Origin of the sequence: Dactylosporangium sp. NPDC000521 (assembly GCF_042898305.1) — a bacterium.
Lineage (GTDB): Bacteria > Actinomycetota > Actinomycetes > Mycobacteriales > Micromonosporaceae > Dactylosporangium.
Window position 1 is genome coordinate 219,426 of record NZ_JBIAYW010000015.1, and the last position, 18,468, is coordinate 237,893.

Sequence of the window (18,468 nt, forward strand, 5' to 3'; positions counted from 1 at the left end):
CCGTGCCGCAGCGACTGCGTACCCCGCTCGGCGTCACCGCGGCGGCCCTGCTCACGGCGGTGCTGGCCCTGGCGGTCCTCGCGCCCGTGCTGTGGGGCGGGCGGGCCGACGCCGTGGACACCGCGAACATCCTGCAGGGCCCGTCGGCGGCGCACTGGGCCGGCACCGACGGGCTCGGCCGGGACATCTTCTTCCGGGTGCTGGTCGCCACCCGGCTCTCGGTGGTGCTGGCGCTGCTGTCGACCGGCCTGGGCGTCGTCACCGGGCTGCTGCTCGGCGCCGCGCCGCAGCTGATCGGCGCGCGCCTCGGCCGTCTCGTGACCGCCGCGGTGAACGTCGCGGTCGCGTTCCCCGGGCTGCTGCTCGCCCTCAGCTTCGCGGTCATCTTCGGGGTTGGCGCCAAGGGCTCCGTCCTCGCGATCGGCTTCGCGGTCGCGCCCGCCTTCGCGCGGCTGACCGGCACCCTGGTCGCCTCGGTCGCCGAGCGGGACTTCGTCGCGGCCGCCCGGATCGCGGGGGTGGGCCGGCTCCGCGTCCTGGTCCGGCACGTCCTGCCGAACATCGGCGGGCCGCTCGTCGTCAACGCGACCGTCGCGGCCGGCGGTTCGCTGCTCGCCTTCGCGGGCCTGTCGTACCTCGGCCTCGGCGTGCAGGCACCGTCGTACGACTGGGGGCGGCTGCTCGGCGAGGGGCTGAACAGCCTGTACGTCCACCCGCTCGCGGCCCTCGTCCCGGGCGCCGCGGTGGTGCTCGCCGGGCTGGCGTTCAATCTCACGGGTGAGGCGATCGCCCGGCAGATCGGCCAGAGCACGCCGCTGTTCACCGCCGTCCGCCGCCGCGGGCCCCGCCGGGAACCCGCCGTGCCGTCCACTGTGGACAGCGAAGGCGACACCGTGCTCGCCGTGGAGAACCTCCGCGTCTCGTTCGGCGAGCTGACGCCGGTCCGCGGGCTGAGCTTCACGATCCGCCGCGGCGAGGCGGTCGGCGTGGTGGGCGAGTCCGGCTCTGGCAAGAGCCTCACCGCCCTGGCCGTCGCCCAGCTGATCGAGGCGCCCGGCGAGGTGCGCGCCGACCGGCTGGAGTTCGCCGGGGAGGACCTGCGGCACGGGCCGAGCCGGGCCCAGCGGCGCCTGCTCGGCACCTCGTTCGCGATGGTGTTCCAGGACCCGATGTCGTCGTTCAACCCGACCCAGCGCATCGGCCGGCAGCTCGCCGAGCCCGCCGTCCAGCACCAGGGCCTCAGCCGCCGGGACGCGTTCGCGCGGGCCGTGGACCGGCTGCGCGCCGTCCGGCTGCCCGCGCCCGAGCGACGCGCGCACCAGTTCCCGCACGAGTTCTCCGGCGGCATGCGGCAGCGGGCGATGATCGGGATGGGCCTGATGGGCACCCCGGCGCTCATCGTCGCCGACGAGCCGACCACCGCGCTGGACGTGACCGTGCAGCGGCAGGTGCTGGCGCTGCTGGAGGACATCCGGGCCGCCGACGCGGTCGCGCTGCTGCTGATCAGCCACGACATCACCGTCGTCGGCCAGGTCTGCCAGCGGGTGCTGGTGATGTACGCGGGGCGCGTCGTCGAGGACGTGGCCGCCGCCTCGCTGCCCGCCGGGGCGCGGCACCCGTACACCCGGGCGCTGCTCGCGGCGGTGCCGCACCTCGGCACCGACCGGGACCTGCCGCTGACCGTCATCCCCGGCCGGCCGGTCGAGCCCGGCGAGGTGCCCACCGGCTGCGCGTTCGCGCCCCGCTGCGCGTACGCCGACGACCACTGCCGGCAGGAGGAGCCGCCCCTGCAGGCGGTCACAGCGGCGGTCACAGCGGCGGCGGACGGCGGACGGGTGGCGTGCTGGCACGCCGGGCTGGTCAAGGCGGGTGGGCACGGTGAATGAGCTGAGCTTCCGGGACGTCTCGGTCCGCTTCGGCGGGCGGCGGCGCGGCGTCACCGCCGTCGACCGCGTCGACCTCACCGTCCCCGCCGGCAGCGTCGTGGGGCTCGTCGGCGAGTCCGGCTCCGGCAAGTCGACCCTCGCCCGCGCGGCGGTCGGCCTCGCCCCGCTCGCCGGCGGGGAGATCCTGCTGGACGGGCGGAGGCTGCCGCGCACCCCCGGCACCGACGCCGGGCGCCGCGTGCAGATGGTGTTCCAGGACCCGTACTCGTCGCTCGACCCGCGGATGACGATCGGCGCCTCGATCGCCGAGGCGGTGCCGCGCGGCACGACCGCCGCCGCCCGGCGGGCCGAGGTCGCCCGGCTCCTCGACCTGGTCGAGCTGGCGCCGGAGCGGGCCCGGCAGTACCCGGCGCAGCTGTCCGGCGGGCAGCGGCAGCGGGTCGCCCTCGCCCGGGCCCTCGCCGCCCGCCCCGACGTGATCGTCGCCGACGAGATCACCTCCGCGCTGGACGTGTCCATCCAGGGCACCGTGCTGAACCTGGTGCGCGACCTGCAGCGCCGGCTGGGCCTGTCGATGCTGTTCATCTCGCACAACCTGGCGGTCGTCCGGTACGTCAGCGACATCCTCGCCGTCATGTACCTCGGCCGGATCGTCGAGTGCGGGCCGGTCGGCGACGTGCTCGGCGACCCGCAGCACCCGTACACCCGGCAGCTCCTCGCCTCGGCGCCGCAGCCCGGCGCCGCCGGGCCGGCGCTGCTCGGCACGCTGACCGGCGCGCTCACCGGTGTCGGGGCCGTCCTGGACGCCGCGGAGCCCACGGACCCGCACCACCCGCCGGCCGGCTGCCGGTTCCACCCGCGCTGCCCGGTCGGCCCGCTCGTCCTGCGGCGCGACGTCTGCCGCGACACCGAACCGGACGGTGCCGCGCACCGGCACCGGGCCGCCTGCCACTTCGCCGCGCCGCGATCCGGCCTTGAAAAGCAAGCCCCGCTTCCCACGAGGAGTCTGTCGTGACCCGACGCCAGCGCATCGACGACCTGCCCGCCCTCGCCGCGCCCGAGCAGCCGGCGATCGCACCGGACGGCACTCGGGTCGTCTACGTGCTCCGCACCGTGGACGCCGAGGCGGACCGCACCCTGCACAACCTCTGGTGGGCCGGCACCCGCTCGGGCGAGCCGGTGCAGCTCACCCGGGGCGGCGCCGACTCGGCGCCGGCGTGGTCGCCGGACGGCACCCGGATCGCGTTCCTGCGGGCGGCCGGCGGCGCCGCGCAGGTGTGGCTGCTGCCCGCCGGCGGCGGTGAGCCCGAGCAGCTGACGACGCTGCCGCTGGGCGCCGGCCGGCCGGTGTGGAGCCCCGACGGCACGGCCATCGCGTTCGCCGCGCCGGTCGACCTGCACGCCGCCGACGGCGAGGACGACGCGGCCCGGCAGCGGCGCGGCGCGGCGCCGATCGTCACGGACCGGCTCGACTACCTCGCCGACGGCGCCGGCTACCTGCGCACCATGCGCAGCCACGTGCACGTCGTGGACGTGGCCACCAAGGCGTGCCGCCGGTTCACCGACGGCGACTGGCACGCCGGCGACCCGGCCTGGTCGCCGGACGGCACGCGGCTCGCCTACACCGCGGCCACCGCGCCCGACGCGGACCGGACGCTGCACTGCCCGGTGTACGTGCGCTCCGCCACCGACCCGGCGGCGCCGCCTCGGCTCGCCGGGCTCGCCGACGGGACCGGCGGCCCGGTCACCTGGACCGCGGACGGCGAGGCGCTGCTGGTCACCGGGTTCCCGGGCCGGCTCACCGGCCACGCGCACCTGCTGCGCGTGCCGCTGGACGGCGGGCCCGTCACCAGCCTGTCCGCCCCGCTGGACCGCAACGTCATGCCGGGCGGGCCGGGCTACCCGGGCGCGCTCCCGGTGACCGCCGACAGTGGACGGTCGGTGCTGTTCTGCGTCCGCGACCGCGGCGACACCCACCTCTACACCGTCCCGGTCGGCGGCGGCGACCCGCGACCGGTCCTCGCCGGCGCCGGCCGCTCCGTCGCCGGCCTGTCCGTCGCCGGCGGCACCGCGGTCGTCCTGCTGCTCACCCCGGCCTCGCTCGGCTCGCTCGTCGCCCTCGACCTGACCACCGGCGACGAGACGGTGCTCGTCGAGCAGGACGCCGAGTTCGACCTGTACCCGCGCCTGGAGCGCGAGTTCACCATCTCCGACGGCACCGTGGTGCACGGCTGGCTGGTCCGCGACCCGGCGACGACCGGGCCCGGCCCGCTGCTGCTGGACGTGCACGGCGGCCCGCACAACGCGTGGAACGCCGCCGCCGACGACGTCCACCTGTACCACCAGGAGCTCGCCGCGCGGGGCTGGACCGTGCTGCTGCTCAACCCGCGCGGCAGCGACGGCTACGGCGAGGCCTTCTACACCGCCGCGGTCGGCGCGTGGGGCGTCGCCGACGCCGAGGACCTCCTCGAACCCGTCGACACCCTCGTCGCCGAAGGGGTCGCCGACCCGGCCCGGCTCGCCGTCGCCGGATACAGCTACGGCGGCTACATGACCTGCTACCTGACCGGGATCGACGACCGGTTCGCCGCCGCCGTCGCCGGCGGCGTGGTCAGCGACCTCACCAGCGAGTCCGGCACCGCCGACGCGGGCCACTTCCTCAACGCCTTCGAGCTCGCCGGTGGTCCGGTCGCCGCGATGTCGCCGATCACCCGCGTGGACCGGGTCCGCACGCCGACCCTGATCCTGCACGGCGCCGCCGACGTGCGGTGCCCCGCCGGGCAGGCGCAGCAGTGGCACACCGCGCTGCGCGAGCGGGACGTGCCGACCCGCCTCGTCCTCTACCCGGACGCCTCGCACCTGTTCATCCTCCAGGGCCGGCCGTCGCACCGGATCGACTTCAACCGCCGGATCGTCGACTGGGTCGAGCGGTTCGCCGCCGGCCGCGAGCCGCGCCGCCCGGCCCTGGACGCGGCGCACTGGCAGCGCCGGCTGACCGCCCTCGCCGCGCGGCACAAGGTGCCTGGCGCCACGCTCGGCATCCTGCGCCTGCACCCGCACGGCGACGAGCTCGTGGAGGCCGCCTACGGCGTCGTCAACAAGGACACCGGCGTCGCCACCACCACCGACTCGGTGTTCCAGATCGGGTCGATCTCGAAGGTGTGGACCGCGACCGTGGTCCTGCAGCTCGTCGACGAGGGCCTGCTCGACCTGGACGCGCCGGTCGTCGACGTGCTGCCCGAGTTCCGCCTCGCCGACCCGGAGGTGACCAAGCAGGTCACCATGCGGCACCTGCTCACCCACACCAGCGGCATCGACGGTGACGTGTTCACCGACACCGGGCGCGGCGACGACTGCCTCGAGCGGTACGTGGCCCTGCTCGCCGAGCAGACCCAGAACCACCCGCTCGGCGTCACCTGGTCGTACTGCAACGCCGGCTTCTCCCTCGCCGGCCGGGTCATCGAGAAGCTGACCGGCGGCACCTGGGACGCCGCGCTGCGGGCCAGGCTCTTCGGCCCGCTCGGGCTGCGCCGCACCGGCACCCTGCCGGAGGAGGCCCTCGCCCACCGGACCGCGATCGGCCACGTCGGCAGCAACCCCGACGACCCCGGCGACCAGCGGGTCGCGCCGGCGTGGGCGCTGCCCCGCTCACTCGGGCCGGCCGGCCTGATCAACGCCACCGCCGCCGACGTGCTCGCGTTCGCCCGGCTGCACCTCACCGGCGGGCTCGCCCCCGACGGCACGCGCGTGCTGAGCGAGGCGAGCGCCGCCGCGATGGCCGCCGAGCACGCCGACCTGCCCGACAAGTACTCCCTCGGCGACTCGTGGGGGCTCGGCTGGATCCGGTTCGGCTGGGACGGGCACCGGCTCATCGGGCATGACGGCAACACCATCGGCCAGTCCGCGTTCCTGCGCCTGCTGCCCGAGCAGGGCCTCGCCGTCACGCTGCTCACCAACGGCGGCAACGGCCGCGACCTCTACGACGAGCTCTACCGGGAGATCTTCGCCGAGGCCGCCGGCGTCGCGATGCCGCACCCGATCGCGCCGCCCGCCGAGCCGGTCCAGGTCGACTTCCAGCGTTTCCTCGGCGTGTACGAGCGGGCCTCGGTGCGCATCGAGGTCGTCGAACGCGACGGCGGGCCGGTCATGCGGTCCACCGTCACCGGTCCGATCGCCGCGCTGATCCCGGATCCGGTGTCCGAGTACCCGATGGTCCCGGTCGGGGAGAACCTGTTCCTGGTCAGGGAGCCGTCGGCGCAGAACTGGGCACCGGTCACGTTCTACACGCTGCCGACCGGCGAGCCGTACCTGCACTTCGGGGTGCGGGCGACGCCGAAGGTCGACCATGGACAGTGAGCTGGACACCGGCTCGCTGCTGCGGGCCATGCGGTCGGCGCTGCCGGCCCTGCTCGCGGAGATCGAGACGCTCGTGCGGGCCGAGTCGCCGTCCGCCGACCTCGACGCCGTCGCCCGCAGCGCCGACGTGCTCGCCGGCGTCGGGGCGCGGCGCCTCGGCGCCGTGCCGGACCGGATCGTCGTCGACGGCCGCACCCACCTGCGCTGGCGGCTCGGCGACGGACCGGACCGGGTCCTGCTGCTCGGCCACCACGACACGGTGTGGCCGGTCGGCACCCTCTCGACGCACCCGTTCGCCACGACCGGCGGGCGGCTGCGCGGCCCCGGCTGCTTCGACATGAAGGCCGGGGTCGTGATGGCGCTGCACGCGGCCGCCGCCGCGACCGGACGGGGGGCCGCGGTGACCGTGCTCATCACCGGCGACGAGGAGATCGGCTCGCCGAGCTCCCAGGCGCTCGTCGAGCAGGAGGCGGCCGGCGCCCGCGCCGCCCTCGTCCTCGAACCGTCCGCGGACGGCGGCGCGCTCAAGACCGCCCGCAAGGGCGCCGGGTTCTACCGGGTGCGGATCGCCGGCCGGGCCGCCCACGCCGGGCTCGAACCGGAGCGCGGGGTCAACGCCGGCGTCGAGCTGGCCTACCAGGTCCTCGCCGTGCACCGGCTCGGCGACCCCGCCCTCGGCACGACCGTCACACCGACCGCGGTGTCCGCCGGCACCACCACCAACACCGTGCCGGCCGCCGCCGAGCTCGCCGTGGACGTCCGCGTCCGCGACGAGGCCGAGCAGCACCGGGTCGCCGCCGCCCTCGCCGGGCTGCGCCCCGTGCTCGACGGCGCGACCCTCGCGGTCGAGGGCGGCGGCAACCGCCCGCCGCTGACCGCCGCCGCGTCCGCCGGGCTCTTCGCCCGCGCCGCGGTGCTCGCCGGCGAGCTGGGCCTGCCGCCGCTGACCGGGGCCGCCGTGGGCGGGGCGTCCGACGGCAACTTCACCGCCGGCATCGGCACGCCGACGCTCGACGGGCTCGGCGCGGTCGGCGGCGGCGCGCACGCCGACGACGAGCACGTCCTCATCGACGCGCTGCCCGGGCGCACCGCGCTCGTCGCGGCGCTGGTGCTGGACGTCCTGGCCGCCGCGGGAGGCAGGTGATGGTGACCCTGGACACCGCCCCCACGGGCGACGCCGCCACGGCCGCGGACGGGCAGACGCGGGCCGCCGCTGACAGAACCGGCACCGCCGACACGGCCGACGAGCAGGCGCGGGCCGCCGCGGCCGCGGCCGGGGTGACCATCCGCGAGATCTCCGGCGACGACGACTTCCAGGCGATGCACCGGCTGTTCGACCGGATCTGGCGGCCCGACCCGGCCAACCAGCCGGTCACCGCCGTGCTGCTGCGCGCGTTCAGCAAGGCCGACAACTACGTCGCCGGCGCCTACGACGGCACCGAGCTCGTCGGCGCGTGCGTCGCGTTCTTCGGCCCGCCGGCGCAGGCGACCATGCACAGCCACATCACCGGCGTCACGGCCGGCGGCGGGCGGCGGGCGGTCGGGTTCGCGCTCAAGACGCACCAGCGCGGCTGGGCCCTGCGCCGCGGGCTGCGGACCATCTCGTGGACCTACGACCCCCTCGTCGCCCGCAACTCCTACTTCAACGTGGCGAAGCTGGCCGCGACCCCGGCGGAGTACCTGACGAACTTCTACGGCGGCATGAACGACGGGCTCAACGGCGCCGACGACAGCGACCGGCTGCTGGTCAGCTGGGACCTGGCCGCGCCGGCCGTGGAGGCGGCGTGCGGCGGGCGGCCGGCTGTGCGTACCGTCGAACCCGAACTGCGCCGGGGCGCGGTGGTCGGCCTGGGCCGCACCGAGGACGGCCGCCCCGCGCCGGGCGACCTCGACGGCGCGGACGGGCGCACCGTCCTGGTGGCGGTGCCGCCGGACATCGAGACGCTGCGGCGGACCGAGCCCGCCGTCGCCCACGCCTGGCGGCTCGCGGTCCGCGGGACGCTCGGCACACTCATGGCCGGCGGCCGGCGGGTGGCCGGCTTCGACCGGGCCGGCTGGTACGTGCTCACCGAAGGGAACGACGGGAATCCATGAAACTCACCGGGGTCGAGCTGCGACGCGTCAGGCTGCCGCTGGTGGCGCCGTTCCGCACCTCGTTCGGCACCAGCACCGACCGCGACCTGCTCCTGCTGCGCGCGGTCACGCCCGACGCGGAGGGCTGGGGCGAGTGCGTGGCGATGGCCGATCCGCTGTACTCGTCGGAGTACGTCGAGGCCGCCATCGACGTGCTCACCCGCTTCCTCGTCCCGGCGCTCGGCGCGGCCCCGCGGCTCGACGCCAACGCCGTCGGGCCGGTCCTCGCGCCGTACAAGGGGCACCGCATGGCGAAGGCGGCCCTGGAGATGGCAGTCCTCGACGCGGAGCTGCGCGCCGCCGGACGGTCCTTCGCCCGAGAGCTCGGCGCGGTCCGCGACCGGGTGCCGTGCGGGGTCTCCGTCGGGATCATGGACTCGATCGGCGAGCTGCTCGACGCGGTCGCCGGGTACGTCGCCGAAGGGTACGTGCGGATCAAGCTGAAGATCGAGCCCGGCTGGGACGTCGAGCCCGTCCGGGCGGTCCGCGAGCGCTTCGGCGACGCGCTGCTGCTGCAGGTCGACGCCAACACCGCCTACACCCTCGCCGACGCCCGGCACCTGAGCCGGCTCGACCCGTTCGACCTGCTGCTCATCGAGCAGCCCCTGGACGAGGAGGACCTGCTCGGCCACGCCGCCCTGGCGAAGCTCATCCGCACCCCGGTCTGTCTCGACGAGTCGATCACGTCGGCCCGCAGCGCGGCGGCGGCGATCACGCTCGGCGCCTGCGAGATCGTGAACGTGAAGCCCGGCCGGGTCGGCGGCTACCTGGAGGCGCGCCGGATCCATGACGTCTGCGTGGCGCACGGCGTGCCGGTCTGGTGCGGCGGGATGCTGGAGACCGGCGTCGGGCGGGCCGCGAACGTGGCACTCGCCGCGCTGCCCGGCTTCACCCTGCCCGGCGACACGTCCGCCTCCGGCCGCTACTACCGCACCGACGTCACCGCGCCGTTCGTCCTCGACGACGGCCACCTGGCCGTGCCGGCCGGGCCGGGGCTCGGCGTCGAGCCACTGCCCGAGGTGCTTGCCGGGATCACCACCGAGACGACCTGGATCCGGATCTAAAATTCCTGGTGTGCGACCACAGGCCAGCCTCGGGCGCGTCCTCGACGACCTCGGCGCGACCCTCCTCGAGCTGGTCCACGGCGACCCGGACCTCCACCCGCGGCAGGCCGCCGCGATCGGCGGCGTGGTCATCCACGACCCCCTCGACGAGCCGGTGCTCCCCCAGCACGCGCTGGTCCTCGGGGTCGGCGTCGGCGACGCCGACGAGACCGCCCGGCTGCTGCGCACGCTCGGCCGGCAGGAGGCCGTCGCGCTGGTCGTGCGGGCGCCGGTGCCGCCCGACCCCGACCTGGCGGCCGCCGCGGCGGAGTCCGGGGTGGCGCTGCTCGGGCTGACCCGTGGCGCCTCGTGGGCGCAGCTCGCCGCGCTGCTGCGGTCGCTGCTGGCCGAGGGCGACGTCGGCGACGCCGGGCCGGAGACCCTCGGCGGGGTGCCGGCGGGTGACCTGTTCGCGCTCGCCAACGCGATCGCGGCGCTGCTCGACGCGCCGGTCACCATCGAGGACCGCAGCTCCCGCGTCCTCGCCTACTCGGGCCGGCAGGACGAGGCCGACCGGTCCCGCATCGAGACGATCCTCGGCCGGCAGGTGCCCGAGCGGTATTCGCGGCTGCTCACCGACCGGGGGATCTTCCGCGACCTGTACCGCAGCGACCAACCCGTCTACGTCGAGCCCGGCGGCGACGACTTCCTGCTGCCCAGGGTCGCGGTCGCGGTCCGTGCCGGCGACGAGATCCTCGGCTCGATCTGGGCGGCCGTCCAGCGGCCGCCCAACCTCGACCGGATGCAGGCGCTGCGGGACGCCGCGCGGGTCGTCGCGCTGCACATGCTGCGCATCCGGGCCGGCGCCGACGTCGAGCGCCGGCTGCGCACCGACCTGCTCAGCACCGCTCTCGAGGGCGGCCCGGGGGCGCTGGACGCGCTGACCCGCCTCGGGCTCGCCGACCGGCCGGTCGCCGTGCTCGGCCTCGCGCTCCTCCCCCACCCCGACGACCCGTCCGGTGTCACCGCCGACGCGGGGCTCGCCACCGAGCGGCAGCGGCTGGCCGACGCGCTCGCCATGCACATCGGCGCGGTGCACCCGAGGTCGGCGGCGGCCCTCGTCGGCGACGTCGTCTACGGGCTCGTCCCGGTCGCCCGCGGCCGTGCCGACGGCGCCTTCCGGATCGCCACCGACTTCCTCGACCGGGTCGGCGAGCGCACCCCCGCGGTCGCCGGCATCGGCCCGGTCGCGCAGGACGTGGCCGGGCTCGCCGCGGCGCGGGCGGAGGCGGACCGGGCGCTGCGGGTCCTGCGCACCGGCAACGCCGCCGGGCGGCGGGTCGCCCGGCTCGCCGACGTGCACGTGGAGGCGCTGCTGCTGGACCTCGCCGACGTCGTGTCGGCCCGCGGCGACCGGCCCAGCGGCGCGGTGGCGAACCTGCTCGCCTACGACGCCAAGCACAACACCAACCTCGTCGACACGCTGCGGGCCTGGCTGGACGCCTTCGGTGACGCGGTCGCCGCCGCGGCGGCCATGTACGTGCACCCGAACACCTTCCGGTACCGGCTGCGCCGGGTGGCCGAGGTCGGCCCGCTCGACCTGCACGACCCGGACGCCCGCTTCGCGGCGATGCTGGAGCTGCGCCTCGCCGCCCGCGCCACCGACTGACGGCCCCGCCCTCCACGGGCGCGTCGAGCCGGGCCGGCTCCCGGACCTGCCGGGAGACAATCGGACCTCGGCGCCCTACATTGAATATCCCCGATGTATGGAAATACGTCGGACGCACCCGCGGCAATGGACGCGCGGGCGGAACGCCATCGAGCACTTCCGAACCCGCCCACATCGGACACGCGACGGGCCCGATCGCGGGGAAATTCGCCCGATCCCCGCCGGCACGGTTGATGTTCGACGGTCGTCACTGGTACGGTCGAATCCTCCAGACACCGGCGCCGACCATCTATGTCGGGCAACCGCCGGTGACGGGTGGCGACGACACGACCATTGGTTTTCTTACGGGGGTAGGAAACAATGCCAGTTCGCTTGCCGGTGCATGCCGGCCGCCCTCCAAGGGCCTCTTCAACCTTCCACTGCCACGCGCCGCGGTCGACGCGGGTCGCCTGAGCAGACCCACCCAACCTCGACGGTGCCGGTTCCGGCACTGCGGCAGGCTGCCTGAATGCTGCCCGGATCAATTCCGATCCGGGCCTGAAGTGCTGTCCAGAATGCATTCTTAAATAGTCGATTGTGGATTTCGTCACACGCATTACAGCTTGCTTTCCATGCTTTTCCGGAGAGACGCTTCCCGGGCCGGCAATCAGTTGCAGACAGCGACGAGAAAGGAGAACGTCATGACCGACATCACGATCATCGACGAGGACAACTCGCGCCTGCTCGAGCACACGGTGTTCTAAGCGGCACGGGCGGGAGGCGTCGCAGGGCGCCTCCCGCTCCCTTGTTTCAGGAGCGTGAGCGATGTACGTCCGGCGGTCCCCCGACATCATGCTCGACTGGGGCGGGCCCGGCCTGAGCGTCTACGACACGAAGCGGTTCGTGCGGATGCGGGTGCCGGCGCCGCTCGTGGCCGCGCTGGCCGAGATCGGCGCGTGGACGCCCCGCTCCGACGTGCCGGCCCTCGTCGACGACGCCACGATGGCACGCCTGCGGCAGTTCCACCTGGTCGAGTGCGCCGACACCCCGCAGACCGCCCGGCCGGCGTCGACCTGGGAACGCTGGGGCAACGCCGCGGCCTACTTCCACGCGGTCGGCGCCGCGGCCCGGTACGTCACGGGCGGTGAGGAGCGCGAGGAGCTCGTCGCCGAGATCGCCGCCGACGAGCCCCCGGCGTTCTTCAAGGAGGACGTCGACTACCGCGGCGTCGTCGCGCTGCCGGAGCCGGTCGCGCTGCCGGGCCTGCTCACGGAGGCGCTGACCGCCCGCCGGACCTGCCGGGCGTTCACGGACTCGGCGGTGCCCCTCGCCGCGCTGGCGACCCTGCTGCACTACGGGTTCCGGCCGACGGCCTACCTCGACGCCGGCGTGTTCGGCCAGGTGCCGCTGCGGGCCAGCCCGTGCGCCGGCGGCCGCAACGAGATCGAGGCCTACGTGTTCGCGCTCCACGTCGACGGGCTCGAGTCGGGCCTGTACCACTACTCGCCGCGCCGGCACGCGCTCGGCCTCCTCGACCCGGCGACCGGCCGCGACGAGCTGCTGGCGGCGGCCTTCGACCAGCCCGCCCTGCGCACCGCCCCGGTCGTCGTCGCCACCGCCGCCGTGCTCGAGCGGGTCTCCTACAAGTACCGCCACGCCCGGGCGTACCGGCTGCTGGGCTACGACGCCGGGCACACGGGCCAGACGTTCGCGTTGACCGCGACCGCGCTCGGCCTGTTCCCCTACCAGTCGGCCGCGTACGACGACGCCGCCCTCGCCGGGCTGCTGCGGCTGGACTTCCCCGAGGAGATCCCCACCTATCTGCTGGCCGCCGGGCACGCGCGCAACCCGGACGCGCCGGGCCTGCCGGGTTGACCGGGCGATGACCGACACCACCGGCGCGCCCGGAGCCACCGCTCGCCGCGAGCGGCGCAACTTCAACCTGTTCTGGGCGGGCGACACCCTCGGGCAGTTCGGCTACTCCGTCGGCCTGTTCCTCTTCCCCTTGCTCGCCGCCACGAACCTGCACGCGACGCCGGCCGAGATCGGCCTGGTGACCGCCGCCGGCACGTTCGCCTTCATCGTGCTGAGCCTGCCCGTCGGGGTCATGGTCGACCGCCTGCCGAAGCGGCCCGTGCTGTTCGGGGCGAACGCCGGCCGGACCGTGGCGCTGGTGGCCGGCTGGGCCGTGTCGCTCGACCCGCGCACCGGCATGGTGCCGCTGTACATCGCCGCGCTCGGCGTCGGGTGCTGCTCCGTCGCCTTCGACATCGCCTACCAGTCGTACCCGCCGTCGCTGGTCGACCCGGACCAGTACACGCTGGCGAACTCCCGGCTGCAGTCGAGCGCCCAGGTCGCGCAGGTCAGCGGGCCCACCCTCGCCGGTCTGCTGGCGGCGACGCTGCACGGCGCCTCGGCGCTGCTCGCGACCGCGGCCCTCTACGCCGGTTCGGCGGGGGTGATCGGCCGGGTGCGCGAGGTCCGGACCGCGCCGCCGCCACCCAGGCGGCGGATCGGCCGCGAGCTCGCCGACGGCGTCGCGTTCGTCGTCCGCCAGCCGTGGCTGCGCTCGGTCACCACGAGCACCGCGCTGTGGAACCTGTCCGCGTCGGCGGCCACGCCGGCGCTGATCCTCCTCCTGACCGACGTGAACGGGCTGACGTCCGGCCAGGCCGGTGCCCTGCTGAGCTCCGGCGGCGTCGGCGGTGTCCTCGGCGCGGTCGTCGCCCGGCGGCTCACCTCCCGGCTCGGCGAGCGGGTCGCGGTGTGGGCACCGCTGCTGCTCACCGCGCCGTTCGCGTTCCTGCTGCCATGGATCGCGGGCGGCCTCTGGCTGGTCGTCTTCTGCGTCGCCAACCTCGTGCTGTGGGCCGGCGCCGCCGCGTACAACGTCGCCCAGGTCAGCCGGCGGGTGAAGCTGTGCCCGCCGGAGCTGCTCGGCCGGATGAACGCGTCGATCAGGTTCTTCGTCTCGGGGACGCTGCCCATCGGCGCGGTCGCCGGTGGGGTGCTGGCCGGCGTCCTCGGCGTGCCCGGGACGCTCCTGCTGTGTGCCGTCCTGAGGGTCGTGGCGGCGGTGCCCCTCCTGATCGAGCACGCCCACCACCGCACCCGCGCCGCCGCCGGGACCACCGTCCCGCCGGCCGCCCCGCCGCCGCGGGACGCGACCGCGGCACCGACCCGGGACACGACACCGGGCCTTCGCGGCGACGCGAGCGGCGAGCGGGTGCGGCCATGAGCACGCCGGAGCGCGGCGACGGCGACGGCAGCACGCGGGGACGCGGCGGCGGCGTGGGTGGGCCGGGGCCGATCGCGCTGCTGAGGGTCGCGGCCCTCAGCGTGCCGGAGCTCGTCGGGTACCTCACGACCGGCCACTACGACGGTGACGCGCCGCTGGACGAGGCGCTGCTGCTCGCCGCCGGCGACGACCTCCTGCGCGACGACCGCGAAAGCCGCGACAGCCGCGACGACCGCTCCAATCGCGACGACCGCGACAGCCGCGGCGACCAACGCGTCCGCGACGCCATCGCCCGGTACGTCGCCCGCATGGGCGGGCGGGCCACCCCGTACGGGCTGTTCGCCGGCACCGCCCTGCTCACCGGCGGCGAGGGCGCCCCGAGGCTCGGCGCCTGGCGGGATCACCGGGCCCGGGTCCGCATCGACATCAGAGCGCTCGAACTCGCCGTCGCGACCACCGCACCCGACGCGGGCCGGCCCGGCCTGCTCGTCCCGGACGCCGAGCCGGCATCGGTCGCCGTCGCCGCGCTGCGCCGCGCCGGGCGCCCCGCCGCGGCCGACGCGATCACCCGGCTGGCCGATCGGACCGGCACGCCCGCCGCCCCGGGCCCGCGCCTCACGGCGCGCCTGCGGTCGGAGTGGCAGGCGGCCGCGGCCGCCATCCCACGCCTCGCCGGCATCCCGGAACGCAACCGGTATCACGTGGACCTCGAACTGGCCCTCGCCGGCGGCGGGCTGGACGCCGGGACCGTCGCCGCCCTCACCGGCGCGGCCGGGCGCCTGGAGGCGCTGTGCCCGGCCCCGGACCAGCTCGCCGGCCTGCGTGCCGCCTTCGCCGACCGGTACGAGGATGCCGAGGTGCCGCTGCTGGCGGCGCTCGACCCGCACACCGGCGTCCTCGCCGGCTCCGCCGAACCCGCCTCGCCGCTGGCGGAGCGGGCCGGGCTGCCCCGGCCGGGCCCGCTGGTGCCGGCGGTGACCAACAAGGTGGCGCTGCGCGCGCTGGAGCACTGGCTGTCCACCGGCGAGCCGTACGACCTGGGCCAGACCCCGGCGGCGGCGACCTCCGCCCGATCGGTGCAGGCGGCGCTGCTGGACGCCCACGAGGGCCGTTTCCACGCCGTGCTGATGGGCGCTCAGCGCCGCTCACCGGTGGCGCTGCTGGCCAGGTTCGCCCTGTCCCGCGCCGACGTCCACGAGCCGCTCGCCAGGTGGTTGGCCACCCACCACCGCGCCGATGAGGGCGTGATCGTCGCCGATCTCGTCGGCACGCCGGGCGGACGCATCGGCAACGTGCTGATCCGCCCGTCGTTCGGCACCGACCGCATCGCGCCGCCGGGCGACCCCTCGGGCACGATCGGCCTCGACCGGATCCTCATCAGCCTGTCCGGCGGGCAGTTCGTGCTGCGGGACCGGGAGACCGGCCGCCGCATCGGGCTCGAGCCGATGTCCGCGCACGCCGCCGACGCCCCGGGCAACGACCCGGTGTACCGCGCCCTGCTGCACATCGCCGATCCGGGGTCGATCAGGTGGTCCTGGGGCTCGTTCGACGCGCTCCCGCACCTGCCCCGGGTCGTCTGCGGGTCCGTGATCGTGGCCCCGGAGCAGTGGCGGACGACCGGTGCCGCCGTCGCCGGGGTGCTCGCCGATCCCACGCCCGGTGCCGCGCTGTCCCGGCTGCTGCCGGGCCTCGGCGACCGCCGGTGGATCGGGTTCCGCCAGGGCGACCGGGTGCTGCCGGTCCACCTCGACGCCCCGCTGTCGGTGCGGTCGGCGCTCGCCCGGGCGGCGCGGGAGCCCGCCGTCAGGTTCTGCGAGCTCCCGCAGGTGGAGAGCCCCGCGGTGCACGGCCCGACCGGGCGGCACGTCGGTGAGGTGTCGATCCCGCTGCCGGCACGCGGTGCCCGCGTCCGGGCCGTGCGCACCGCCGCCCACGACCCCGCACACGGCCTGCGCTGGATCGCGCAGCAGTGGTTCTGCGCCCCGGCCGTCGCCGACGCCGTGGTGCGGGAGGTGTGCGACACCGGCCGCCGGCTGCTCGGCGCGGGGGTCGCCGACGGGTTCTTCTTCGTGCGCTACTGGGCGGGCGGACATCACGTCCGCGTGCGGGTCCGCCCCGCCGGTGAGCACCGGTGGCCGATCGTCGAGATCGCGCTGCGGGAGGTCGCCGCGCGGCTGCGTGCGGGGCCGGTCACGCGGATCACGACGGTGGAGTACGTGCCCGAGATCGTGCGGTACGGCGGTCCCGGCCACCTCCGCCGCGCCGAGGACCTGTTCGCGGCGAGCAGCCTCGAGGTCGCCGAGCTCCTGGCCGTGGCCCCGGCCGAACTCGACCGCCTGCTGCTGGCCGTCGACCGGTTCCTGTCGTGGTGCGTCGTCCTCGGGCTCGACCTCGACGGGCAGTTGCGCTTCGCGCGGGCCTGCCGCGACCGGCTGCGCATCGCCGCGGACGCGCCCGGCAACCCGATCGGCAAGCTGCACCGGGAGCTGCGGGCCGACCTCGCGCTGCCCCGCCCGGCTGTCCCCGCTGCCGGCGACACCGACCGGCGGCTCGCCGCCTACCACCGCGGGCTGGTCGCCACGCACGGCGCCGACGAGGCGGCCACGATCGTCGCGTCGGCGTTCCACCTGCACTGCAACCGTCTGTTCACCGCGGACGCGCGCCGGCTGGAGTACCTCACGTACGACTTCGCCGCCCGCCGCCTGCTGGAGCTTCGGGCCCGCACCGCCGCCCGACCGAGGACCGGGAGCCATCGATGACGACCGCAGTGACGCCACGGGACCCAGGCGTGCTCGACCACCTGCACGAGCACTACCGGCGGCTGCGCGAGGCCGCGCCCGTGCACTGGCAGCCCGGCGCGGAGGCGTGGATCTGCACCGGGTACGACGTCTGCCTGCGGGTGCTGCGCGACCCGGACACGTTCACCTCCGACCCCAGACGCGTCGGTGTGGACATCCCCGACGCCCGCATCGGCCTGCAGGCCCTCGACCCGCCCGACCACGGGCCGCTGCGGCAGGCGCTCGTCGCCGCGTGGAGGGCACCCGACCAGGCGGCGTCCGCCGCGCGCCTGCGGGCCGCCGTGCGGCGCCGGCTGGCGGCGCTGCCCACCGACCGGGTCGTCGACCTCGCCGCGGAGCTCGTCAGCCCGATGGCCCTCGACGGCATCTGCGGCCACCTCGGCGTGCCCGCCCCGGACGCCGGCTGGTTCACCGCGACCACCGACCGGCTGTTCGCGGGTCTCGACGGCGGGTTCGCCGCCGGCGCGGCACCGGACGCCGCGCGGGCCAGAGCGGAGCTGTCGGAGCTCGTCGACGGCTGGCTCGCCGCCGCACCGGACGGTGGCGTCCTCGGGACGCTGCTGGCCGGCACGCGCCCGCTCGGCCTGCCCGGGCACCTGATCGGCAACACCCTGCGGGCGATCCTGGTCGTCGGGCACGTCTCGGTGAGCCGCTTCCTGGAGACCCTTCTGCTGCACTGCCTGACCGACCGACGGGTGCGGGCCGGCCTGGAGGCGGCGGCCGCGGCCGGAGAGTCGCGCACCGCGCTGGAGGAGATGGTCCGCTACGACGGGCCGATCCAGGTCGAGAGCCGCTTCTGCACCCGCGACACCGTGCTCGGCGGGCAGACCGTCCGGGCCGGGCAGGCGGTCACGCTGATGATCGCCGCCGCCAACCGCGACCCCGCCGTCTTCGACCGCCCCGACGAGCCGGTCCTCGACCGCCGCCCCAACCCGCACCTGGGCTTCGGGCGTGGCATCCACGCCTGTGTCGGCGCGTCGCTGGCCATGACGGAGGCGACGGTCCTCGCCGAGGAGCTGCTGCGGACCTACCCGCACGCCACACTCGCCGCCCGGGCGCCGCGCCGGATGACCGGCACGTTCCTGGGCGTGGCCGAACTGCCGGCCTGGCTGTCCCCGGGTCCGGAGGCGTTCGCCGCCCTCCTGCCCCGCGGCGCGAGCAGCCGTGCCGTCGTCGCCGCCCGCCGCGCCGGCGCCTCGCACCCGGCGGCGCCCTGAGACGACGCCCGCCGGCCCGCCGGAGACCGTAGCGACCCTCTCCGGGCATCGTCGAAATCGCCCGCCGAAACGATTTCCACGACGCGGCCGAAAACGTGCCACGGCGCGATGAATGCTGCAAAGAAATGCGGCACGGATATCAATTCTTC

The 18,468-nt window shown here is 75.8% G+C and carries 12 protein-coding genes and 1 pseudogene; all 13 read left to right on the forward strand.

The genetic code is table 11. The annotated features are described in order from the left end of the window. Positions 1-2 precede the first annotated feature (2 nt). Positions 3-1,886, forward strand: a complete 1,884-nt coding sequence (locus tag ACFY3L_RS38430) for a dipeptide/oligopeptide/nickel ABC transporter permease/ATP-binding protein (RefSeq protein WP_389335968.1) — start codon at positions 3-5, stop codon at positions 1,884-1,886. After that, positions 1,879-2,901 carry an ABC transporter ATP-binding protein gene (locus tag ACFY3L_RS38435; protein ID WP_389335971.1) on the forward strand — a complete coding sequence of 341 codons (1,023 nt, stop codon included), beginning with the start codon at positions 1,879-1,881 and terminating at the stop codon, positions 2,899-2,901. Before ACFY3L_RS38430 ends, ACFY3L_RS38435 begins: the two co-directional genes overlap by 8 nt. Beyond that, on the forward strand, positions 2,898-6,242 hold the full coding sequence (locus tag ACFY3L_RS38440; protein ID WP_389335974.1) for a serine hydrolase: 3,345 nt from the start codon (positions 2,898-2,900) through the stop codon (positions 6,240-6,242). Before ACFY3L_RS38435 ends, ACFY3L_RS38440 begins: the two co-directional genes overlap by 4 nt. Continuing rightward, positions 6,232-7,386, forward strand: coding sequence for a M20 family metallopeptidase (locus ACFY3L_RS38445; protein WP_389335977.1), 1,155 nt, complete (start codon positions 6,232-6,234; stop codon positions 7,384-7,386). The genes ACFY3L_RS38440 and ACFY3L_RS38445 overlap by 11 nt, the downstream gene beginning before the upstream one ends. Beyond that, positions 7,386-8,336 (forward strand): GNAT family N-acetyltransferase, encoded by a 951-nt coding sequence (locus ACFY3L_RS38450; RefSeq protein WP_389335980.1) that lies wholly within the window; start codon positions 7,386-7,388, stop codon positions 8,334-8,336. Before ACFY3L_RS38445 ends, ACFY3L_RS38450 begins: the two co-directional genes overlap by 1 nt. After that, complete coding sequence (gene menC, locus ACFY3L_RS38455; protein WP_389335983.1) at positions 8,333-9,439, forward strand: o-succinylbenzoate synthase; 1,107 nt, start codon at positions 8,333-8,335, stop codon at positions 9,437-9,439. Before ACFY3L_RS38450 ends, menC begins: the two co-directional genes overlap by 4 nt. Positions 9,440-10,262: 823 nt before the next feature. Next, positions 10,263-10,715: pseudogene (locus ACFY3L_RS38460) on the forward strand (PucR family transcriptional regulator); the annotation flags it as partial. Between the two features lie 132 nt (positions 10,716-10,847). Further along, positions 10,848-11,087: a helix-turn-helix domain-containing protein gene (locus ACFY3L_RS38465; RefSeq protein WP_389336020.1), complete on the forward strand. Its 240-nt coding sequence runs from the start codon at positions 10,848-10,850 to the stop codon at positions 11,085-11,087. A 611-nt stretch (positions 11,088-11,698) separates the two neighbouring features. Further along, the gene (locus ACFY3L_RS38470; protein ID WP_389335985.1) at positions 11,699-11,830 is read left to right on the forward strand and encodes a hypothetical protein; all 132 of its coding nucleotides are present in this window, start codon (positions 11,699-11,701) and stop codon (positions 11,828-11,830) included. Between the two features lie 61 nt (positions 11,831-11,891). Beyond that, positions 11,892-12,941 (forward strand): SagB/ThcOx family dehydrogenase, encoded by a 1,050-nt coding sequence (locus ACFY3L_RS38475; protein ID WP_389335988.1) that lies wholly within the window; start codon positions 11,892-11,894, stop codon positions 12,939-12,941. 7 nt (positions 12,942-12,948) lie between these two features. Next, a complete protein-coding gene (locus ACFY3L_RS38480) occupies positions 12,949-14,304 on the forward strand; it encodes an MFS transporter (protein ID WP_389335991.1) in 1,356 nt (451 codons plus the stop codon). Beyond that, on the forward strand, positions 14,301-17,063 hold the full coding sequence (locus tag ACFY3L_RS38485; RefSeq protein WP_389335994.1) for a thiopeptide-type bacteriocin biosynthesis protein: 2,763 nt from the start codon (positions 14,301-14,303) through the stop codon (positions 17,061-17,063). The genes ACFY3L_RS38480 and ACFY3L_RS38485 overlap by 4 nt, the downstream gene beginning before the upstream one ends. Beyond that, complete coding sequence (locus ACFY3L_RS38490; RefSeq protein WP_389335997.1) at positions 17,060-18,319, forward strand: cytochrome P450; 1,260 nt, start codon at positions 17,060-17,062, stop codon at positions 18,317-18,319. The genes ACFY3L_RS38485 and ACFY3L_RS38490 overlap by 4 nt, the downstream gene beginning before the upstream one ends. Positions 18,320-18,468: the final 149 nt, after the last annotated feature.